15 protein-coding genes are annotated in these 21,924 nt (G+C 62.4%); 5 read left to right on the top strand and 10 right to left on the bottom strand.

Annotated features, from left to right (window positions below; all coding sequences use genetic code 11):
- The first annotated feature begins 405 nt into the window (after positions 1-405).
- The 3 genes from LBK75_07185 to tsf all read left to right on the top strand — a co-directional run bounded on the left by LBK75_07185 (position 406) and on the right by tsf (position 7,298).
- Positions 406-5,148 carry a glycoside hydrolase family 3 C-terminal domain-containing protein gene (locus LBK75_07185; GenBank protein MDR1158077.1) on the top strand — a complete coding sequence of 1,581 codons (4,743 nt, stop codon included), beginning with the start codon at positions 406-408 and terminating at the stop codon, positions 5,146-5,148.
- A 456-nt stretch (positions 5,149-5,604) separates the two neighbouring features.
- Positions 5,605-6,366, top strand: coding sequence for a 30S ribosomal protein S2 (gene rpsB / locus LBK75_07180; protein ID MDR1158076.1), 762 nt, complete (start codon positions 5,605-5,607; stop codon positions 6,364-6,366).
- A 17-nt stretch (positions 6,367-6,383) separates the two neighbouring features.
- Positions 6,384-7,298, top strand: a complete 915-nt coding sequence (gene tsf, locus LBK75_07175) for a translation elongation factor Ts (protein MDR1158075.1) — start codon at positions 6,384-6,386, stop codon at positions 7,296-7,298.
- A 195-nt stretch (positions 7,299-7,493) separates the two neighbouring features.
- Here tsf and LBK75_07170 read toward each other — a convergent pair whose 3' ends face one another.
- On the bottom strand, positions 7,494-8,573 hold the full coding sequence (locus LBK75_07170; GenBank protein ID MDR1158074.1) for a hypothetical protein: 1,080 nt from the start codon (positions 8,571-8,573) through the stop codon (positions 7,494-7,496).
- A gap of 87 nt (positions 8,574-8,660) precedes the next feature.
- Entirely contained in the window at positions 8,661-10,043 is a 1,383-nt protein-coding gene (locus LBK75_07165) for a PLP-dependent aminotransferase family protein (protein ID MDR1158073.1), read from the bottom strand.
- Between the two features lie 120 nt (positions 10,044-10,163).
- On the opposite strand from LBK75_07165, the gene pdxS reads away from it, so the two are divergent.
- Both pdxS and pdxT read left to right on the top strand, forming a co-directional pair.
- The gene (gene pdxS, locus LBK75_07160; GenBank protein MDR1158072.1) at positions 10,164-11,039 is read left to right on the top strand and encodes a pyridoxal 5'-phosphate synthase lyase subunit PdxS; all 876 of its coding nucleotides are present in this window, start codon (positions 10,164-10,166) and stop codon (positions 11,037-11,039) included.
- A complete protein-coding gene (gene pdxT / locus LBK75_07155; GenBank protein ID MDR1158071.1) occupies positions 11,036-11,647 on the top strand; it encodes a pyridoxal 5'-phosphate synthase glutaminase subunit PdxT in 612 nt (203 codons plus the stop codon). The genes pdxS and pdxT overlap by 4 nt, the downstream gene beginning before the upstream one ends.
- Positions 11,648-11,671: 24 nt before the next feature.
- Here the strand turns inward: pdxT and uvrB are convergent, their stop codons facing one another.
- The 8 genes from uvrB to LBK75_07115 form a co-directional block, all read right to left on the bottom strand.
- Complete coding sequence (gene uvrB / locus LBK75_07150; GenBank protein ID MDR1158070.1) at positions 11,672-13,630, bottom strand: excinuclease ABC subunit UvrB; 1,959 nt, start codon at positions 13,628-13,630, stop codon at positions 11,672-11,674.
- Positions 13,631-13,702: 72 nt separating this feature from the next.
- Positions 13,703-14,302: a dipicolinate synthase subunit B gene (locus tag LBK75_07145; GenBank protein MDR1158069.1), complete on the bottom strand. Its 600-nt coding sequence runs from the start codon at positions 14,300-14,302 to the stop codon at positions 13,703-13,705.
- On the bottom strand, positions 14,299-15,171 hold the full coding sequence (gene dpsA, locus LBK75_07140; GenBank protein ID MDR1158068.1) for a dipicolinate synthase subunit DpsA: 873 nt from the start codon (positions 15,169-15,171) through the stop codon (positions 14,299-14,301). Before dpsA ends, LBK75_07145 begins: the two co-directional genes overlap by 4 nt.
- Before the next feature lie 178 nt (positions 15,172-15,349).
- Complete coding sequence (locus LBK75_07135) at positions 15,350-15,667, bottom strand: MGMT family protein (protein ID MDR1158067.1); 318 nt, start codon at positions 15,665-15,667, stop codon at positions 15,350-15,352.
- Between the two features lie 16 nt (positions 15,668-15,683).
- Positions 15,684-17,189: a hypothetical protein gene (locus LBK75_07130; protein ID MDR1158066.1), complete on the bottom strand. Its 1,506-nt coding sequence runs from the start codon at positions 17,187-17,189 to the stop codon at positions 15,684-15,686.
- A gap of 82 nt (positions 17,190-17,271) precedes the next feature.
- Complete coding sequence (malQ, locus tag LBK75_07125) at positions 17,272-18,762, bottom strand: 4-alpha-glucanotransferase (GenBank protein ID MDR1158065.1); 1,491 nt, start codon at positions 18,760-18,762, stop codon at positions 17,272-17,274.
- Positions 18,763-19,037: 275 nt separating this feature from the next.
- Positions 19,038-20,036: a MarR family transcriptional regulator gene (locus LBK75_07120; protein MDR1158064.1), complete on the bottom strand. Its 999-nt coding sequence runs from the start codon at positions 20,034-20,036 to the stop codon at positions 19,038-19,040.
- 548 nt (positions 20,037-20,584) lie between these two features.
- Positions 20,585-21,838 (bottom strand): insulinase family protein, encoded by a 1,254-nt coding sequence (locus LBK75_07115; protein MDR1158063.1) that lies wholly within the window; start codon positions 21,836-21,838, stop codon positions 20,585-20,587.
- Positions 21,839-21,924 lie beyond the last annotated feature (86 nt).

Genomic DNA, 21,924 nt, shown 5'->3' with positions numbered 1-21,924 from the left:
ACCCGTCCGATTCGGTCGAAATACACAAAAAATATTATGCCAAGCCCTTGACTTTACGAATTACATGCAATACAATGATAACATCAGCGTCTGTGATACAGTTTCAAAAAGGTATACCTTTTTGAAACTGTCGTGCATTGGAAGTTATCTTTCTGTTATACGAGGGCGGAGGGGTTTACCCGAGACTTGTGATCTGTGTGTAAAATAAGCGTATTTGTGGGTATTGAGGATATAAAAGTATCCGTTTGGTGTTTTACCTTAGGAAAAAGCGACCGTTTTGTTGTGCAGACGAAGCGGCCGCCGGTGGGTTTGTCTGTGCAAGCAGTCCCGCCCGCGGGGGCCGACGCCGCCCACAAGCGAAGTACCAAAACACAATAGATATGTATGTAAGGAGTGACTTGGGACATGAGGAGAGGAAGAACCTTAACCACCAAAATGCTCGCGCTGGCCCTTGTGGCCGCCCTGTTGCTGGCCGCGATGCCCGCGACGCTGGCGGCGGACACCATCGCCAACCCCACGACAGCGTTATCCAACCGGCTCTTGCGGGTAACCCACGGGTTGCTTACCGCGGCGAACAATATGCGCCTGCTGGCCGACTACGAAGGCGACGACGCCATCGCTTTCTATTACACGACAGACGGCACCGCACCCTCGAAGACAAACGGAGAGAGAATCAAAGTGTATCCGAGCACGGGGGCGCCCCGCGCGTACATCGACAGCCTGGTGGGCGGCACGCTCTATCGGCTCATCGCCTACGAAGGAGAAGCGACCAGCGACATCGTTGACTACCAGTTCGCGCTCGACGCCCCGACCTGGACACAGCTCGACGGCACGCCGCTGGGGACCAGCGGGCTGCACGCGGCGGCCGAAGTGGCCGGCGGCATCAAGCTGGCTGTCCCCGACGGGCAGGAGATCTATTTCCGGATGGCTGCTGTGGCGTACGATGAGGACACGGGGCTCTTTGCCGCGTCCGAACTCGACAGCGTGACGGCTGCGCAGCTGCGCGACGGCGGCGAGCCGTACAGCGTGCCGCTTCAGGTCCCGCAAGCGGTTCTGGAAGACGGCGGCGCCGCGCTTTTGATCAAAGCCACGGCAGTCAAGGGGACACTGGCGCCCAGTGCGGTAGCCACGTTCTACTGCCGCGTGGGTGACATCGTCCGGCTGCAGGCGGACAAAGACGGCAACCTGCTGACGGACCTCGACGCCTTCATCGCACAGCTCACGCTGGATGAGAGAATCTCCCTGACAGGCGGCGTCGGCGGCGACCCGACGATGCTGCTCAACGGCCTCAACTATCCGCTGGAGAGCAACAACGACGGCATCCCAATGCGCGGCGGCCCGGCGGGCGGCACCCCGGCGCTCCCGCGCTTCAACATCCCCTCGCTGGTCCTGGCGGACGGCCCGGCGGGCGTGCGCATGTGGAAGAACGCGACCGTGTGGATGGCCCCGGCGGGGTTGGGCTCCACCTGGAACCCGGAGATCCCGAAGAAGATCGGCGAAGTGACGGCGGACGAAGCCCGGCACTATGCGGTGGACATCGTCCTCGGCCCGGGCCTCAACATGCAGCGCAACCCGCTGGCGGGCCGCAACTTCGAATATTATTCCGAAGATCCGTACATCAGCGGCATCGCCACTCAGTCCTATGTCAGCGGCATCCAGAGCGGTGGCGTCGGCACTTCGCTGAAGCACTACGTCGCGAACGACGCGGAATCAAACCGCAGCCGGGGCAGCTCCAACGTCTCCGAACGCGCCCTCCGAGAGGTCTATCTGCGCGGCTTTGAGATGGCGGCGGAGGTCCAGCCCTGGACCTACATGGCCGGGTACAACGCGGTCAACGGCGTCAACGTGTCGGCGGATCCGTTCCTGCTGACGGACGTCCTGCGCGGCGACTGGGGTTTCAAGGGTTTTGTCATGTCCGACTGGGGCGCCGACTACAGCGCCACCGCGTCCCTTGAGGCGCAGATGGACATGGGTCAGTCTTCCCGAACCGCGGCCACGGTGCGCACCTGGATCACCGCCGCAAACATCACGGAAGAAGAGCGGGCGCGCCGGGTCGGCGTGCTGAACCGCAGCATCAGGAACATTCTGGGGGTCATGGTGAAGACCTCGGCCTTCCAGGGCGATTACGGCGTCCTCCAGCCGGACGGTTCCTACGCCGACGGCGTGAAGAACGACGGCACCCCCGTCGTGGGCCTGACGCAGGCGGACATCGGCTACCGTTCGGGCGCTTTTGGCGGCTCGGAGATCCAGAAGGCGTCGGCGCTCGTCAACAAACAGGCGGCGGACGAGGCCATTGTCATGCTGAAAAACGAGGACGCGCTGCTGCCGCTGTCCGAGGGGACCAAACTGGCGCTTGTGACAAACCGCCTGGCCTGGTCCGAGTTCTTTGACCCGCGTTGGTACGGCGACAGCGCCTCGGTGGGCGACGTCGTCATCCAGGGCACGGGCAGCGCCCAGGTGCGTTTCAACAACAACACGACCCCCTATACGCTCTCGCTGCGGGACGCGCTGGCGGACCGCGGGTTTGATGTCGTCGACTGGAAGATCGATACGGGCGCCTACGGCGGCAACGATGCGGCCTTCAAGGCGGCCTTTGCGGACAACCCGCCGGCAAACGGCAACGCCAAGTATGTGTACAGCGACGAGCTGGTGAAGGCGAAGGCGGCCGAGCTCGCCGCGAACACCGCCGCGACCCGTGTCAGCGCCGCGGACGGCGCCGCCAATGCGGCTGCGGCCGCTGCGGCCGCTGCGGCTACGGCGGACGTCGGTATCTTTGTGCTGACGCGCGTCTCCGGCGAGGGGTCCGACCTGGCGGTGACGGCCTTCAACCTCACGGCGCTGGAGCGGACTGTGTTTGACGCGTACGCGGACGCATTCCACGCGGCCGGCAAGAAACTGATCGTGCTGATCAACGTGGGCGGCACGGTGAACACGACGGAGTTCCGCGCCAAGGCCGACGCCATTCTCGATATCTGGAATCCCGGCACCGAGGGTACGCGCGCCATCGCCGACATTTTGAAGGGCGCGGTGAATCCCTCTGGCAAACTGGGCCAGACATTCCCCCAGACGTACAGCGACAGCCCGTCGATCGCAATGAACAAGCACCCGGGCACGACCTTCAACTCCCGGCCCGCCTATTACGACGAGGGCGTGTACATCGGCTACCGCTACTACGAGACCTTCCCCGAGAAGTACGACACGATGGTGGCGTACCCGTTCGGTTATGGCCTCAGCTACACGAAATTTGCCTTCAGCGACCTCAAGCTGAACAAGTTCGTGTTTGACAAGGACGACCCGGACGAAGAGATCACCGCGACGGTGAAGGTGACAAACACGGGCGGCGTGGCCGGAAAAGAGGTCGTGCAGCTCTACCTGAGCGCCAACACCTGGCAGGAGGAGGGCCGCCCGAAGAACGAGCTGCGCGCCTATGGGAAGACGAAACTCCTGGCGCCCGGCGAGAGCGAGACCGTGAGCCTGTCGCTGACGCTGCGGGATCTGCAGTACTACGACGACGCCAACCCAGACAACATCACCGACAATGTGCAGTATGGCAACGGAACCGGCTGGACGGTGGCGGACGGCACGGTGTTCACCGTCACGATCCGTGACAACGCGGAGAACGCGGAGAAGCCGAATTCGCCGGTGGCCGGCCCGACTCAACAGTTCGTATACGAAAAGATTATACCAAAATTTGACATTGGAGTGGAAGTCCTCGAATGGGGTAGCGCGGTGACGCATTTGATTGTGGATGCCGGCTTCCCGGTCGATGCCTCCGCGGTTCGTGCAGATCTGTTTGACGTAACCGCGCTGACAAAGAACCCGGCCAACAACAATGTCATATATGACGGGACGCGGACAGTCACAAAGGCGTACGTGAGCGCGACCAAAGAGAAGGGCAAACCCGCCGACAGCGGGCAGTACATTGTCCTGGAACTGAAATACGGGTACAACGCGACCAATGCGGAAATAGACGGTTCTGCGGCGATTATTTACCAGGGGGGCAGAAACTACTGGATCAACTTGGCATATGCCGTGACAACAGCGGACGCCATCGCGGAGATTCCGGCGGATGCGGAGTTTGTTTACCGCACAACAACTCATCTGCTCTATGACGATTTTAAGCTGGTTGACAACCCCGTGGAGGGCTATACGGCGCAGCGCTACAGAATGTATACGCCTGAAGAGGCCCAAGACGGAAAGCCGCTCCCGCTGGTTGTGTTTAACCACGGCGCGGGTGAGCAGTATGGAACGGCGGCGTCGGGGACAGTCAACAACGAAGGCGCGCAGTTGTTTGCCAACATGGGCGGCGTCGGCTGGGTCAAGAACGCGCCGGCCTCCTATGTGCTGGTTCCGCAGAGAGGCTATAGTTCCTATTCAAGAGCTGGCGTGGCTGCCTTTATCAGGGACCTCGTCGCCCGAGGGCTGGTTGACGGCAACCGCGTCTATGTATCAGGCGCTTCGGCAGGGGGGCAGGAGACCCACAATTATCTGTTGGATTATCCGGATTTGTGGGCGGGCGCCATCCCGATTTGTCCGGCTAGCGGCGCAAGCATTGCCGAGGCGCGGCTGGCGACGATCACCCATATTCCCATCTGGTACATACACGCGGACGATGACAGGACGGTTACACAGCCCAACTCGCTGACACCTTACGAACGGCTGCTTTCGCTGAACGCGAAAGACGCTCGCCGCACCAGCTTCCCGGGCGTGTTCGGCACAGAGGTCCCGAATGACGAATATCCCGGCGCAGCAGGCAAGCCCGGACCTGGTTATTATCCGGATGGACACTGGTCTTGGGTCATGGTGCTGAACAACGAGTTTGTTGAAAACGGCGGTATTCCGGGTTCCACGCAGGGCGTGGCCATTATGGACTGGTTGTTTGCACAGAGAAAAAATCCGCTGACAAACACGTCCACCACAGAGCAGTACAGCGTGACGTATGACGACAGAACATCGGATATCGAGTCGGGCGCGCAATTGCTCATTGCCCAGTACGATGAGGCCGGCCGGCTGGTTACCGTGGTCCAGACGGCGGTTATCCTTGCGATGCCGCAGACCTTTGCGGTAGACAGAGAGGCCGCGGCGGCCAGAGCGTTCCTCTGGAGCGCGGAGAGAACCCCGCTCGAAGACGCCGTCACGCTGAGGTAAGACACCTCGCGGATGGACAGCCGGGGGCTGGGAACGGATTGTGAAACAATCCGTTCCCAGCCCCGTTTTTATGTCCGCTCCACAGGGCCGCCAAGAGACGGCATCGGGGTGGATGATTGTGCATAAAAACAAAAGCGCCGTTTTTGTAGTAAAAAGCGGCGCTTTTTGATACAGTGTCATGCAAGAGCAGCCCGGCGCTTGCGGCGCACTCTCCTGCGTAAATTTGTAAAATGTCCGCGAAAAGGCTTGCGCCGGGGATGCGTGTTATGGTATACTATTTAGGCGCGTGAACGGAAAAGACAGATCAAACGTCCGGCGCGCAGTCCACACATCCGGAGGTCCGGCGGCCCCTGTGCCCCGCGAGAGCGCGGGGTGGGCGCCCGGAATGACGCCGGGTGGCGGGGCGGACGGGCTCGAAACGGCCGGTTCGCAAACAACAAATCGAGGAGGTATACCATGGCAGTCGTATCCATGAAGCAGCTGCTGGAGGCCGGCGTCCACTTTGGGCACCAGACCCGGCGCTGGAACCCCAAAATGGCCCAGTTTATCTTCACCGAACGCAACGGCATCTATATCATCGACCTGCAAAAGACGGTGAAGAAACTCGAGGAGGCCTACCGCTTTGTCCGTGAACTCTCTTCCGGAGGGGAGACGCTGCTCTTTGTCGGCACCAAGAAGCAGGCGCAGGAGGCCATCCGCGAGGAGGCCGAGCGGGTGAGCATGTTCTTTGTCAATGCCCGTTGGCTGGGCGGCATGCTGACCAACTTCAAAACCATGCGCCGCCGCGTCGATCGACTCAACCAGATCAAGAAGATGCAGGAAGACGGCACCTTCGACATGTTGCCGAAAAAAGAGGTCATCAAGCTGCACGGCGAGATCGAAAAGTTGGAGAAGTACCTCGGAGGCGTCAAGGAGATGCGCCGTCTGCCCGGCGCGCTGTTCATCATCGACCCGCGCAAGGAACGCAATGCGATCGCCGAGGCGCACAAATTGGGTATCCCAGTGGTCGCTATTGTCGACACAAACTGCGATCCCGACGAGATCGACTACCCCATCCCCGGCAATGACGACGCCATCCGCGCCATCCGGCTGATTTCCCAGACCATGGCCAACGCCGTGCTGGAGGGCCGCCAGGGCGAGCAGCTCGAAACCCCCGAGCCGGAAAAGAAACCGGCCGAGCAGCCGGCCGCCGCGCCGGCGGAGAAGGCGGAGGCGTAAGGAGAAAGGAGAACACTATGGCTGTGTTTACTGCAAAAGACGTGCAGGCGCTGCGTGAGACGACGGGCGTTGGCATGATGGATTGTAAAAAAGCCCTGACCGAGACCGAGGGCGATATGGAAAAAGCCGTCGCCTATCTGCGTGAGCGGGGGCTTGCCGCTGTGGCCAAAAAGGCGGGTCGCATCGCCGCCGAAGGCGCCGTGGGCGCCGTGGTGTCCGACACCGGCGCGGCCGCGATCGTGGAGATCAACTCCGAGACGGACTTTGCCGCAAACAGCGAGGCCTTCCAAGCGTTTGTCGCCGGCGTGGCCGGTGTCGTCGTAACCCGGAAGCCGGCCGATCTGCCGGCATTGATGGCCGCCCGCTACGACGATGGGAGCACGGTGGAAGAGGCGCTACGCGAGAAGGTGATGACGATAGGCGAGAACATCCAGATCCGCCGTTTCGACCTGTTTGAGCAGCCGCTCAATCTGGCGTATATCCATATGGGCGGCAAGATTGGCGTGCTTGTCAACCTCAAGGTCTCCGACGCCCTGAAAGACAACCCCAAGGTGGCCGAGCTGGGCCGCGACATTGCCATGCAGACGGCTGCCATGCGGCCGCTGTGGCTGGATACGGCGTCGGTCGACCCCGCTGTCCTTGAGAGCGAGAAGGAGATCTTCCTGGCGCAGGCTCTGGGCGAGGGCAAGCCCCAGGCGGTGGCTGAGAAGATGGTGGCCGGGCGGATCAATAAATACTATCAGGAGTTTTGCCTGCTGTCGCAGCCCTATGTGAAGGAGAACAAGCTCACCGTGGGGCAGCACGTGGCCCAGGTGGCAAAAGAGTTGGGCGGGGAGATCGAAGTGACCCGTTTTGTCCGCTATGAAAAGGGCGAGGGGATCGAAAAAAAGCAGGACAACTTCGCAGACGAAGTGGCCGGGATGGTGAAATAATTATACGCCTCCGATCATAGAACTGTTCGCGAATAAAATATACGAAAAGCGCCCCTCTTCCGGGTAGGTGTTTTCCTTCGGGAGGTCCGCGGCTTTGAGACAAAGGCGTCTACTTGAAACGGAAAGTAGGCGTCTTTGTTGTTTTGTTGGCGACCGAGCGGCGCATGTGAGACTTTTGCCGCCGGAGTCAGGCAATCACAGGTCGACAAACTGCAGCAGCGGGCCGCATCGCGCTTCCAGCGCCGCCTGCCGTTGGACGAGGTACCGGGCGGCAAACGCGCGCGGGTCGGGGACAGCGCGGGTCGCGGGCGGCGTGAAAGAGATGTTCCGCGTGAGCGCGAGCGCCGCCTCCTCGGTCAGCCGCGGCAGAAGCAGCGGTGCGCCGATGTGTTCCATCAGCGCGGCGAAGTCGCGGATCAACAGATCGTCCGGTGCGCGGTGCGGATACCCGCGCGCCACCAGCGCGATGTTGTGGTCGTAAAACGGCGCGAGCGACAGCACCTCGCCGGTGTCGCTGTCGCGCAGGACGCCGAAGTTGTTCTCGTGTCGGTCCATGTTGAAAATCAGCCCGTCAAAATAGCACATCGGCACATATTGCGACGCGACGGTTTCGCTGACGGCCCGAAACGCCTCATAGATTTTGACGTAGTCCGATTCGTCCTCGATGATCCCACGGGCGGGCTCAAAGTCCACCCGGGCATTGTCCGTGAAGTCCCGGCTGCGGATAAAATCACCCGTCGGTTCGTATTCCGCCATCGGAAAGCCCAGGAGTGTGCCCAGTCGGCAGGCCAGCAGTTCCGAAAACAGCTCCTCCTGTTTGCCGGCCTTGAACATCCACCATGTGCCGTCCATCAGCCGCCAGCACTTTTCAAAGCTGCCGGTGTTGGTGAGCTCCGGCGTCCGGTCCGGCGGTTGGTCAAAGGCGTTGACGTCGCCGGTCAGCGCGAGTTCGTCAAACAGATTCATTTTGAAGCGGATGTCCTCATACCGCAGGGAGTCGTCGAAAAGCGGCCTCACCCAATAGTTGTCGGTGATGGTGGCGGCGTTCACCGCCAGCACGGCCGTCAGGTCGTCCTTATGAGCCAGGCGCAAAGCGCGTTTCAGCAGTCGCGAGTTGGTGCGGTGCCCGTCGACAGCTCGCGATTCCAGCCAGGCCCGCGCGTCGCCCGTCCGCCGCAAAAACAGCGGCAGCCGGGACGAAAGCAACGGTTCCGGCGCCTCGCCGATGATGCTTGCGACGGGCACATCCTTTGACAAAAGCAGCAGGTCCTGCACCGGACAGCCCTCCCTCCCAGTATCATTGTATCATGCCCCACGGCCGGCGGCAACAGTCCGGCGGCCTTGGCGGTGTCACCGCTTTCCTCAACCCCAGGCCTCGACCAGCCGGCGGGCTGCCTGGCGCAGGGTGTCTGCGGTGTGACCGGCGTACCCCGCCACGACGGTGTGCGAGGGCGGCGGCGGACCCCAGTGGTAGTGGGAGAGCGGGTAGACGCGTACGTCCCGCGCGGCGGCCCGGGCCACGAGCGCCGCTTCGTTCAACCCCCGGACCCGCAGCAGCAGATGGAGCCCCGCATTGGGTCCGTCGATCGACAGGGCGGACCCCAGAGGGGACAGCCCCTCCAGCAGCGCGTCCCGCTTCTTTTTGTAGACGAGACGCATTCGGTTGAGGTGGCGTTCGTAGTGCCCGCCCTGAAAAAAGGAGCGGATGATCCGCTGCTCAAACTCCGAGACAGTGCAGCTGTAAAAGGACAGCATCTCCCGGTAGCGCAGCAGCAGGGTTTCCGGCAGCACCATGTATGCGATGCGCAGGGAGGGAGAGAGTGTCCGGGCGAAGCTGTTCATGTAGATGACGCGGCCGCCGCCGTCGAGGCTGTAGAGCGTGGGAATCGGCCTCAGGACAAATCGAAACTCACCGTCGAAGTCGTCCTCGATCAGGTAGCGGTCTGCCCGCCCGGCCGTCCACTGCAGGAGCTGCCGGCGGCGGCCGATGCTCATCGTGATGCCCAGCGGGAAATGATGGGACGGCGTGACAAGCGCGACCGACGCGTCGGTGTCCGCCAGCGCGCCGGCGCACAGCCCTTCCCCATCCAGGGGGATGGGGAACATCGGCCTGCGCCGGGCGGTCAAGATCCGGGCTGCCTGGGGGTAGCCCGGATTTTCAAACGCGACCGGCGCGTCGGGCATGAGCTCCAGCAGCAGGCCGAGCAAGTACTCCATGCCCGCTCCGAGGACCACCTGGTCGGCGCGCGCCTCAAGGCCCCTGAAGGCCCGCAGATACCGCACGATCTCCTCGCGCAAATCGGCGTTGCCCTGCGGATGGATCGGCGCGAGCAGAGAAGTGCGATCGTCCTGCTGGCACCCCCGCAGCAGTCGGTTCCAGATGGAAAACGGGAAGAGTTCGGCGTCCACCGCGTTTGTCCTCAGGTCGAACCGGCAGAGCGGCGCGTCGGGGGGCGCCGGCGGCGTCGGTTCGCGTCGGGTCTGAGCCGGCTGTGCCGCCGGCGTTAGCCGGGCGACAAAGTACCCCCGCTTGGGCCGGGACTCGATATATCCCTCCGCCTTCAGCTGCGCGTAAGCGTTTTCGACTGTACTCTGGCTGATGTTGGCGTGGACCGCCAGCTTGCGTTTGGAGGGGAGTCGCGCACCCCGGCCGAGCGCCCCGGTTTCGATGTCACGCACGATGGAGACATAGAGCTGCTCATAGAGAGGCTTTTTTGACGCGGCGGAAAACAGCGGCGTGATCACAGCGCATCCTCCCATCTGGCATGGCAAAATAATCACAAACTGGATATTGCAGACGTGCCAGTTCTATGTATAATCATACTATACTGGGTGGCGTCAGGCAAGAGGGAGGAAGCGACAAACATGCAGGAAGACCGTTATGAACTGAATAAGAATTTGGCCCAAATGTTGAAGGGCGGCGTTATTATGGATGTGAGCACGCCAGAACAGGCGCAGATCGCCGAGGCGGCCGGCGCCTCGGCGGTCATGGCGCTGGAGCGGATTCCGGCGGACATCCGGGCAGCCGGCGGCGTGTCGCGCATGAGCGATCCAAAGATGATCAAGGGCATTCAGGCGGCCGTCTCCATCCCCGTCATGGCCAAGTGCCGCATCGGGCACATTGCGGAGGCGCAGATCCTGGAGGCCCTCGAGATCGACTACATCGACGAAAGCGAGGTGCTCTCTCCGGCGGATGACGTGTACCACATCAACAAGCGGGTGTTTCGGATTCCGTTCGTCTGCGGCGCCAAGGACCTGGGCGAGGCGCTGCGCCGCATCGGCGAGGGCGCGGCGATGATACGCACCAAGGGAGAACCGGGGACCGGCGACGTCGTGCAGGCCGTGCGCCACATACGGAAGATCATGGGAGAGATTCGTGCGCTGACCACCCGGTCGAAGGACGAACTGTACGAAGCGGCCAAGCGGCTCGCCGCACCATATGAACTTGTACAATATGTGGCAGAAAATGGAAAACTTCCGGTGGTAAACTTTGCCGCGGGCGGCGTGGCCACACCGGCGGATGCGGCGCTGATGATGCTGCTCGGTGCCGAGGGCGTTTTTGTGGGGTCGGGGATCTTCAAATCCGGTAACCCCGCAAAGCGGGCGGCGGCCATTGTGCGGGCCGTCACACACTACACAGACGCCGGGCAGCTCGCCGCGCTCTCCGAGGACCTCGGCGAGGCGATGGTGGGGATGAGTGAGCAGGAGATCAGCCTGCTCATGGCGGAGCGGGGTCAATGAGCGCGGCGCGCGTGGGGGTATTGGCACTGCAGGGGGCCTTTCAGGAGCATCGAAATATGCTCTCCGCCCTGGGGGTGGAGAGCATAGAGATCCGTCGGCGCGGGGACTTTGTCCGGGGCGTGGACGGTCTGATCATACCGGGCGGAGAGAGCACGGTGGTAGGGATGCTGCTGGCGGAGTACGGCCTGTTGGCGCCGATCCGGGCGGCTGTCCGGGCGGGACTGCCGGTGTTCGGCACCTGCGCCGGTCTGATTTTGCTCTCAAAGCGCATCCAGACGCCGCATGGGACAGCGCGCGGCCCTCTGGGAGAGATGGACATCGTCACACAGCGCAACGCTTACGGCCGGCAGCTCGGCAGCTTTCAAACGACGACCCGGTTTGAAGGCGTGGGCGACGTCACCGCGGTCTTCATCCGCGCGCCTCACATCGTTCAGACGGCGGATCACGTCGAGGTGCTGGCCAGGGTGAACGGAAAAATCGTGGCCGTCCGCCAGGGTCGCCTGCTCGCGACCGCCTTTCACCCGGAACTCACCGCCGACACCCGCATCCACCAATACTTCCTCGCGCTCATAGCGACGCACCGCACCGCCACGCAAGCGGACTGTTAATCGTTCACTGTTCACTGTAAACTGTCATCCCCCGTCGCGCAGTTGGATGAGCTGGTCACGCAGGACGGCGGCGTATTCGAACTCCAACATGTGGGCGGCTTCGCGCATGGCCTTTTCCAGGCGGGCGATGGCCGCCTTTTTTTCTTGCGGAGACAGCGGCACGGCCTTCTCCGGCTTGTTCGTGGCGCTGGAGATCTCCAAAAGGCCGCGCACCCCTTTGCGGATGGTCTGTGGGGTGATTCCGTGCGCCTCATTGTGGGCGACCTGCCGCGCGCGGCGGCGGTTCGTCTCATCGATCGCACGGCGCATGGAGTCCGTGACCCGGTCGGCGTACATGACGACGAGGCCCTGCGCGTTGCGCGCCGCTCGGCCGACGGTCTGAATGAGCGAAGTTTCGGAGCGCAAAAACCCCTCCTTGTCGGCGTCCAGGATGGCCACCAGTGACACCTCCGGCAGGTCGAGCCCTTCGCGGAGCAGGTTGATGCCCACCAGCACATGGAACACGCCGAGGCGCAGGTCCCGGATGAGTTCCATACGCTCGATCGTGTCGACGTCGTGGTGCATATAGCGCACCTTGATGCCGACGGTCTGAAGATAGGCGGTCAGGTCTTCGGCCATCTTCTTCGTCAGTGTGGTCACCAGCACGCGCTCGTCCCGCGCCGCCCGGGTCTCGATCTCCTCGATAAGGTTGTCGATCTGTCCCTCAATCGGACGCACGGAGATCTCCGGGTCGACGAGGCCGGTGGGGCGGATGACCTGTTCCACGAGCTGCCCCGAGCGGGAACGCTCGTATTCGCCGGGTGTGGCCGACACGTAGACGGCCTGTCCTTTCCGCGCGTTGAACTCCTCGAAGTTCAGCGGGCGGTTGTCGAGCGCCGACGGCAGACGAAACCCGAAGTTCACCAGCGTTTCCTTGCGGGAACGGTCTCCCGCGTACATGGCGCGCACCTGTGGCAGTGTGACGTGTGATTCGTCCACGACCAGCAGAAAATCTTTTGGGAAGTAGTCGAGCAGCGTATTGGGCGTCGAGCCGGGCGCACGCCCGGAGATCACGCGGGAGTAGTTTTCGATGCCGGAGCAGTGTCCCAGTTCCCGCATCATCTCGATGTCATACAGCGTGCGCTGTTTGATGCGCTGTGCCTCAAGCAGTTTGTCCTCGCTCTCAAACAGGCGCACCTGGGTCCACATCTCCTCCTCCAGCGTCTGGGCGGCCCGCTCCATCTTGTCGGCGCTCGTGACATAGTGCGAGGCTGGGTAGATGGCCGCGTGCTGCAAAATCCGGCGGGGTACGCCCGTGACCACGTTGATCTCTGAGAGACGCTCGATCTCATCTCCAAAGAACTCCACGCGAATGGCGAAGTCGTTTGTATACACCGGGAAGATCTCCACCGTGTCGCCGCGCACCCGGAATTTGTTGCGCTCGAAGGCGATGTCGTTGCGTTCGTAACGGATTTCGATCAACTTGCGCAGCATCCGGTCGCGATCATACCGGAGGCCCGGACGCAGGGAGAGCACCATATTGGCGTAATCGATGGGGTCGCCCAGCGAATAGATGCACGACACGCTGGACACCACCACCACGTCCCGCCGCTCAAACAACGACGAGGTGGCGCTGTGGCGCAGCCGCTCGATCTCGTCGTTGATGGCGGAGTCCTTCTCGATGTAAGTGTCCGTGTGCGGGATATAGGCCTCCGGCTGGTAGTAGTCGTAATATGACACGAAATATTCCACGGCGTTATCGGGGAAGAATTCACGAAATTCCGCGCAGAGCTGGGCCGCCAGCGTCTTGTTGTGGGCCAGTACCAGCGTGGGCCGCTGCACCGCCTCGATCACCTTGGCAATCGTGAAGGTCTTGCCGGACCCGGTCACGCCGAGCAGCGTCTGTTCCTGAAGACTGTTTTCGAGACCGGCGGCCAACGCTTCGATGGCGTGCGGCTGGTCGCCCGCCGGTTCGAAAGGGCTGGACACGCGAAAAGCAGGCATAGGCATCACTCCTCCCAGGCGGCCCGCGCCCGTTGTCTTTTGTTAATATTATATCGTCATATTGCGATGCCGTCAATGAGAGACCGGGCAGGCGGGTGGGGTTAGCAGCGGTTGGAGTTGGCTGCCTGCCAGGGCTGCCTCCAGTGTGGCGGGCAGCAGCGAGAAGTCGGACACCAGGCTGTTTTGTTTTTGGACCGGATCATCCTGTCCAAAGGGGACAAAGTAGACGTGCTTGCGCGCCGATAGGCGCCCGATGTTGTGCCAGTTGGCTGCCAATGCGTCGTTCGAGGCGATGGCGAGGACCAGAGGCCGTTCGTTGCGCAGATGTGCCTTGCAGGCCATCGTGACGCTGGTGTCGGTGATACCGCAGGCCAGTTTGGCCAGTGTGTTCCCGGTGCAGGGGACGACGGTCAACACATCGAGCAGCCGGCGTGGGCCGATGGGTTCGGTCTCTGCGATGGTGTGGCGGACCGGGCGGGCGCAGAGCGCCTCCATTTGTTCGATGAAGAGAGCGGCGCGGCCGAAGCGGGTGTCTGTGGCGTAGGCGTTTTCCGACATGATGGGCCATAGCTCGTAATCCCGCGCCGTCAGTTCCTCCAGGGTGGTCATCGCCTGGGCCAAAGAACAAAAAGAACCACACACGGCAAAGCCCACGCGTATGGGGGTATTCATGACAATCCCTCCATCATGATGTGATACAGTGTGTCGCGCAGGATGAGGTTGGCGGTCCGGGGCGCTACCTTGCCCGGCAGGCTCAGTGCCCAGATGCAGTGCAGCCCCAATCTGTGAGCGGCGTCGAAGTCGACGCCGCCCGGCGCGGAAGCCAGGTCGATGCATAGGCAGCCGGGGGGCAGCAGCTTCAGGCGGTCCTGTGTCAGCACAGGCGCGGGCACTGTGTTGAAGACGGCGTCGCACTCTCCGAGGGCCGCCTCCAACGCCTGCGTGGGGACGGCCCGGCCGCCCTCAATTTCGATCCAAGCGAGGTCCGCCTGCCGGCGGGCCGACGACGTCACCTGTGCGCCGAGGGACCGCAAACGGCGGGAGAGCACCTTGCCGATGCGCCCGTATCCGACGACGAGACAGCGCGCGCCATGCAATGTGATGGGCATATTTTCCATAGCGATCTGCAGTGCTCCCTCTGCGGTGGGCACCGCGTTGCGCACGGCGAAGTCGTCCCGCGTCAGGACGTCCCACACTGCGAACCCGCGCGCGGCGCCCGCTTGCCGCAGGGCCTCCGGGATGCGTCCGCCCGCCAGCACCTGCCCGGCTCTGGTCATCTGCCAAATCTCCGTCGCTGCCGGCGGGTGGCGGAGCGCCGGCGCGTTCAGGGCCCCGTGGTCCAGCGTCATGGGGATAGGCAGCACAATGCAGTCCGCTCCATGCAGGCAGTCCGCCAGCGTCTTGGCCGGCGTCCCGGTCATTTCGGTCGCCGGTGCGTCGATGCCGAAGGTGGACACCGCATGCCCGTCCGCGGCGATCAGACCCGCGAGACTGGCCTGACGGGCATCCCCGCCGATGAGGGAAAAACGCGTGGTTTTCAAACGAATCCCTCCTACTTGAACCATCTATGCGAGGGTTTTGCACAGGACATCATATGCACCGGCGACGGCGGTTGACAATTGAGAATGGAGAATGGACAATTTTGCAAGACGGCGGACAAAACGCAAACAGCCCCCCGACACACGGAGGGCTGTCTAGGCTGACAAAAATATCCAATTATCAATTCTCAACTGCCATCAGGCGATGTCGCGTCATGTCTACGCGGCCGTCCGGAGTGAAAGCGACGTCCTCGGCCTCCAGCAGGGAGCGCTGGATGTTGGCGCCGCCGAAGGCGAAGGCGCTCGTCAGCGCTCCGTTTTGAAATACCACCCGGTGACAGGGGACCGCCCCCGGCCACGGGTTGTGGTGCAGCGCGCGGCCGACCGCCCGGGCGGCGCCCCAGCGTCCGGCCAGCGCGGCCACTTGTCCGTAGGAGGCCACCCGACCGGGGGGAATCTGCCGTACCGTGTCGTAGACCGCCCTGTCAAATGCCGTCATGCTCTCACCTCTATCCTCAACCCTCCGGGGAGGGCTCTGTGCCAAGGGAAGGAGCGTCGTTGGCGGGGTTGCCCTCCGCGCGCAGTGTCTGCAGGGCGGGACAACCGGAGAGGGCCGACAAAGTTTCCACCTCGTTGTCCTCGATGTGCAGTGCAGAGAGGGCCGGCAGTCCGGCCAACGGCTCGATCGATGTGATCTGGTTGCCGTTGCACAGCAGCGTGGCCAACTGATCGTGGTCCGCGAGCGGGGCGAGATCCTCCACTTGGTTGCGCGTGAGATCTACGGTCTCCAGCGCTCTCAGCGGACGCAGGCCGCGCAGGTCCGCGATCAGGTTGTCGGAGGCCAGCAGGGTCTGCAGGCCGGACAGTCCGGCCAGCGGCGCGGAGTCCCCCACAGCATTCAGCGAGATGTCCAGGGTACGAAGCGCCGTCAGGTCCGCGAGTGGGGTGAGATCGGTGATGCTGTTGCCGTGCACATAGAGGCTTGTGAGCCCGGTCAGTGGGGTGACCATGTCCAGCGAAGCGAGGTATGTGTCCTGCAGGTCGAGGACGGTGAGCGACGTCTTTTCAGCGATCCTTTCCAGGTCCTCCGGGGCGAGACGCACGTGGCGTAGGCTGAGTTCCGAGAGTTTCGTCAGCGCGGAGAGGGGAGAAAGATCAAGGCGCTGCCCGTGCCCGCGCAGGGTGAGCCGCGTGAGGGAGGGCAGGAAGACAAGGTCCTCCAGGGACTGGTAATCCGCGTTGTTCTCCAGCACGAGCGCGTCGATCTCCCACAATTCGCTGCTCATGATGGGGTCGACCGGCTTGTCGAGCAACATGCGGAAATGGGCCTCCAAAATAGGGTCGGAAAATGTCACCGGCTGTACGACGTTTTCTAACCGATAGACGCCCTCGACCCAGTCCGACACCAATCCGTCCCGGTCGACGGCCACCGCGCGGACGCGGCTCTCACCCGCCGGCAGTGGGATGATCTCGGCGCAAGGTCCGTCTGCCACGGAGGGGATGTTCCCGTCCAGCCGCAGATAACAGAACGTGTCCGCGCCGTTCTCCGGCACGAGATCCACCTGCTGCTGGTAGGTCCCCGGCGCCGGCGACAGCGTAGGCGGGCGAGGCCGCAGGCGCGCGAGCTCCTCCGCGATGAACGGGTTCGACGGGTCATTCAGCAGCGAGACCGCGTCGCTCAGCTTGTCCTGCGCCACATACACCGCGCAGAGTTTGGTGTACAGGGCAAGTTGCCCGGCCTGCACCTCCATGCCTTTGACCAGAAGGTACTCGGCGCGGGTGTAGTTACCCAGCGACAGATAGGCGTCCACCGTGCGCAGCCGCAGGTCCGTGTCCTCCGGCCGGCGCGTCAGCATCCACAGCAGATGTTCGGCGGCGCGCGCACCGTCCTCCGCGTTGAGGGCGTATTCGGCCCGCCCCTCGTGGTAGTCGTACAACAGGCCGGGTCCCCAGCGGAGGCCGGCCAAGCCCAGCGCGGCCAGTATCAGCAGGAAGAGAAATGCGGAAACAAATTTTTTCATGCCAAGTTCTGTCCTCACCCATCGGTCTCTTTCTGAATTTCCATATTTTTACGATTTTACGTCAATTCTCTTACGGGTCCGCTCACAGCCGGCGGTAGACGTGTGTGATGGCGCGCAGCCGCGCGGACACCTCGTCGTTCAGCGCCTCGGCGCGCACCCGCCAGCACCAATTGCCGCCCCCCAGCGTGGAGGGCGTGTTGATCCGCGCGTCGCCCCCCAGGCCCAGCACGTCCTGCAGCGGCGCCATGGCCAGCCCCGCCGCGCTGCCCCAGACCGCTTTGACGGCGCCCCAGGAGAGACCCTCGTCTTCCCGCAGGCGCAGATACGCGCAGGCCATCGCCCGCTGGGCCTCCGACGCCTCGCCGGACAGCCAGTCCAAGAACGGGGGGGAGTCGTGCGTCGAAGTATAAAACACCCGGTTCGACCGTGTGTTGTGGGGCAGGTAGCTGCTGTCGCCGTCCGGGTCAAAGGCATACACCAGTACATCCATGCCGGGCAGCCCGGTTTTGGCGAAGAAGGCGCGCACCGTGTCGTCCAGGTCGCCCAAGTCCTCGGCGATGAGCGGCAGGTCGGGGTACGCGGCCCGGATGGCGCGGATCAGTTTCAGGCCGGGGCCGCGCCGCCAGCGGCCGTGCAGGGCGGTCTCCGCCTCGGCGGGCACGGCCCAATAGTTGTAAAAACCGCGAAAATGATCGATGCGGATGACGTCGAAAAACTTTTGGGTGTGGCCGAGGCGGCGGAGCCACCACGCCCACCCGGTCTGCTCGTGATAGTGCCAGTCGTACAGAGGGTTGCCCCAGAGCTGCCCGGTCTCCGAGTAATAGTCGGACGGCACGCCGGCCACGTCGCGGGGGCCGCCGTCCCGGCGCGTTTGAAAAAGCTCGGGGTGGGTCCACAGCTCGACGCTGTCCCGCGAGACATAGATGGGGAGATCCCCCACGATCTGAATGCGCCGCTCGCCGGCGTACGCTTTGAGCGCCGTCCACTGCACGTCGAATAAGTACTGAAGGAACTCATAAAACGCGATCTCCTCGGCGAGTTCGACTTTATATTGCCGGAGCGCCGCCTGGGTGCGCGCTCGGATGGCCGGGTCGGGCCAGTCGTCCAGCCCCGCCATGCCGAAGTGCGCCTTGACCGCCATAAAGAGCGCGTAATCGGGCAGCCAATCCGCCTGCGCCGTGCGGAAGGACCGCAGGGTGCGGGCCAGGGGCCTGCGCCGCGCGAAAGCGAGCCGCAGCGCCTCCAGCCTGGTGTGGTAGAGCTTCCCATAGTCCACACGGTCCGGGTCGTCTCCAAAGTCGAAGACCGCGAGTTCGTCGGATGTCAGGAGTCCCTGCCGGCAGAGCAGCGGCAGGTCGATGAAATAGGGGTTCCCGGCCATGGCGGAGCAGCTTTGGTAGGGGGAATCGCCGAAGCCGGTCGGTCCCAGCGGCAGCACCTGCCAATAGGACTGCCCCGCGTCGGCCAAAAAGTCGATGAAACGTCTGGCCTCGACGCCGAAGGTCCCGATGCCGTAGAGCCCGGGCAGGGACGAAATCGGCAGGACCACGCCGCTTTTTCGCTGATGCAGCACGGAAAACTCCTTTCCCCCGCGCCCGGACCGCCGGCGCGGGTCTGCGGATAGCGGGTATAACGGATCGGTATCAGTATATCATAGAACCGAAGCTCGGAACAAGAGTTTTCCCGCGCCGCCGGGCACGGCTGCCGGGCGAGACTTTTGACGCCTGAACCATAAGCGCAACGAACCCGTATGCGAACAACTTGACTGCGGATGCCGCAGCGCTCTGCCACGCTGTGATTTTGCTGAAATCGTACAAATCAAGCCAATACCCGCTTTATCCATGGCATTCATATGACCACCCACCGCCCCTTTTTTCTCGCACCCTCGCGGCGCAAAAGCCCCGCCGCCTGATATTCTTTCAGCTCACGGGAGATCGTGCTTTGCGATTTGCCCGTGAGTTCGGACAGCGCCGGAATCGTCGCGGTCGGGTTTTTATTTATCACGTCGAGCGTCGTTCTTGTCTTTTCGTTTATCTTGCCATTTATCTTGTCATCTGACAAGATAAATGGCCGCTCAAATGGAAATGTCACCACAGTAAAACTCGGCGTCAACTCAAAAATCGAACGGTCATAGACTTTGAGGATACGACTCATTCCTGACCCTATTTGCTCCACAAGTTCCATATCGCGAAATACGCGCATAAGTTCGCGGTTTCGCGGCATTGAGCGGCACTTGAAAAAATCCGCTTCGCAGAGTCCATCCACCAAACCGCCGCAGGATGTAACGACGATTCTGTTGGTGAAAATTTCGACAAGCGGGACGCCTTTTGTGTAGTCATTGTGGACGATCGCGTTTATCACGGCCTCGCGCAACGCGATTGTATTCACACGTTCTTTTTCAAGACGGTTTTTCGCCGTAATCTTTGCGAATGTGCGATTTTCGGAGTCCAGGCGGTCAAGAATCCGCTGTGTCGCGGTAATCAGGCAGCGGTTGCCGTATTCCCGTGTTTCGAGCAGGTCAACCTTGTCCGTTCCCGCATACGCCGCGACTTTGACGGATACGCCATTTTCGTCCGCGAACAGATACGCGGCGTAGTTAAACTCGCCGCCGCTTTGCCGCAGATCAAGGCTTTCGATAAATTGTTCCGTCGGTTCAAGGTTCTTTTCCTCGTAGTAAATGCAAAGCTGTTTGAACGTGAGCGTTTGGCGCGGCGAGAGCATTGTTTGGAGCGTAATCTGCTGGCGTTTAGACAGCAACTCTTCGATCAACTGCTCGCTCATAGGCTGTGACGAACTGCCAACACGAACAAAACAGCCCCGCTCCGACATTCCGATGTTCTCCTGCATTTTCAAACCTCCGCCACAATAGATGTTGAGGTTATCATATCATTTATCTTGTCATTTGACAAGATAAATTTGCGTTTTGCGCGGCTCGCGTGATCGCTGTCGTTGTCCACTGCGTTGGTTGCGCTCTTCTATGCTGTTAAACTCGGGCTGTATCATAGAACCGAAGCTCGGAACAAGAGTTTTCCCGCGCCGCCGGGCACGGCTGCCGGGCGGGACTTTTGACGCCTGAACCACGGAGTGACGAGAGTCGTCCCCAAAGGCGGTATAAACGGCCCAAAGCCGCACACACTATGGTAAAGCCACTCCATCCGTCCCATGGCGGAGAAGGCGAGGTGAGAGAATGGCCAAGGGGAAGAAAAACAGACGCCCGGCGCCGCCGTCCGGCGACACGCCGTCCGTACCGCAGTCCTGACGCATCAACGTCTGTCGGGGGCGGTACTTCCGACAGACGTCAAAACAAATCGAGGCGCCGCGGCACCTCGCAAAACGCCGGGCTGCGGAACAAGGTTCGCGGCCCGGCGTTTTGCGGAAGTCCGCTTCTCGTGCGCTCACTGGAGCGCGCGGCGGTACTGTGCTGTGTGGACTGTGCGGCCTACGGCGGAGAAGCAGAGGCGGGAGAAGTCGAAGAGCTGCCCCGCCAGGTCTCTCACAATCTCCGGCGTGACGGCGTCGTAGCAGGCCATGATCTCCTCGGGGGAGGGGATGGCCTCCAGCAGGAGTTCGTTGCGCCCCAGGTGGTTCATCCGTGAGGACGTCGACTCCATGCCCATCAGTACATTGGCCTTCACCTGCTCGCGCGCGCGCTCCGTCTCCTCTCTCGTCGGGCCCTCGTCGGCGAACTGACGCACGATGTCGGCGATCAGCCGCAGCGCCTCCCGCTCTGTTTCTCGGCTCAGCGCCGTGTAGAGGCAGAAGAGACCCGTGTCCTCGTGGCCGACGGAGAAGGAATAGATGGAGTAACAGAGCCCCCGTTGTTCGCGCACCGTCTGGAAGAGCCGGGAGGACATGCCGCCGCCTAAAATGCCGGAGAGCACCTGCTGCGCGTGACGCGCCGGATGGTTGTACGCAAGTGCCGGGAAAGCTAGGCACAAATGGTTTTGCTCGATGTCCTTGTGCCGCGCGGTGAAGGCGGGGGCAAAGGCGGCCGTCTCGGTGTCCAGACCCGAAGACGGCGTAAGCGCGGCAAACCGCGCCAGCAAAAAGGCCCGGTCCCGCGCGGCAAACCGCCCGCTTATGGCCACGACAATGCGGTCCGGACGGTAATTCTCCCGCATGTAGGCGCGGAGCCGCTCCGCCCGCAGACGGCGCAGGACGCCCGGCGTCCCGAGGATGGGCCGGCCCAGCGGACAGCCGCGGTAGGCGGCGGCGAAAAGACGCTCGGAGACGAGGTCCTCCGGCGTGTCTTCGTACATATCGATTTCCTCTAAGATGACGCCCCGCTCCGTCTCCCAGTCGCCCTCGCCGAGGGAGGGCTCGAAAAAAATGTCCGTCAGCACGTCGAGCGCCTGCGGCAGATGGGTGTCGAGCGCGCGGACGTAAAAGCAGGTGCACTCCTTCGTGGTGAAAGCGTTGACCTGCCCGCCAATGGCGTCCATCTCCGCGGCGATCTGCGCGGCGCTGCGGGTGCGCGTCCCTTTGAATACCATGTGCTCGATCGCGTGGGAGACGCCGGACAGATGTGCCGGTTCGTGCCGGGATCCACTGCCCACCCAGATACCGACCGCCGCCGATCGCACGTGGGGGATCTCCTCAAACAACAGCCGTACGCCGTTCGGGAGCGTGATTTTTTCTATATTTTCCATTTTGCCACCGCCGCTCCTCTCCAATCCGTGGTTGGGGTGTCGATACGCCCGCAGTACGCCTGCGGGCAGTTCAGTCAGACATCAGA

The organism is Oscillospiraceae bacterium (genome assembly GCA_031265355.1).
In the GTDB taxonomy this organism is placed as follows: Bacteria; Bacillota; Clostridia; order Oscillospirales; family UBA929; genus JAIRTA01.
Note: the sequence above shows the minus strand (reverse complement) of the source record. Positions and strands in the feature narration are given on the sequence as shown.

Coding starts and splice junctions, on each gene's coding strand:
- uvrB (MDR1158070.1), bottom strand. CDS start 13,630: ATGCCTGCTTTTCGCGTGTCCAGCCCTTTCGAACCGGCGGGCGACCAG.
- LBK75_07130 (MDR1158066.1), bottom strand. CDS start 17,189: ATGAAAAAATTTGTTTCCGCATTTCTCTTCCTGCTGATACTGGCCGCG.
- LBK75_07145 (MDR1158069.1), bottom strand. CDS start 14,302: ATGAATACCCCCATACGCGTGGGCTTTGCCGTGTGTGGTTCTTTTTGT.
- LBK75_07115 (MDR1158063.1), bottom strand. CDS start 21,838: ATGGAAAATATAGAAAAAATCACGCTCCCGAACGGCGTACGGCTGTTG.
- LBK75_07185 (MDR1158077.1), top strand. CDS start 406: ATGAGGAGAGGAAGAACCTTAACCACCAAAATGCTCGCGCTGGCCCTT.
- tsf (MDR1158075.1), top strand. CDS start 6,384: ATGGCTGTGTTTACTGCAAAAGACGTGCAGGCGCTGCGTGAGACGACG.
- pdxS (MDR1158072.1), top strand. CDS start 10,164: ATGCAGGAAGACCGTTATGAACTGAATAAGAATTTGGCCCAAATGTTG.
- rpsB (MDR1158076.1), top strand. CDS start 5,605: ATGGCAGTCGTATCCATGAAGCAGCTGCTGGAGGCCGGCGTCCACTTT.
- LBK75_07120 (MDR1158064.1), bottom strand. CDS start 20,036: ATGCAGGAGAACATCGGAATGTCGGAGCGGGGCTGTTTTGTTCGTGTT.
- LBK75_07135 (MDR1158067.1), bottom strand. CDS start 15,667: ATGACGGCATTTGACAGGGCGGTCTACGACACGGTACGGCAGATTCCC.
- pdxT (MDR1158071.1), top strand. CDS start 11,036: ATGAGCGCGGCGCGCGTGGGGGTATTGGCACTGCAGGGGGCCTTTCAG.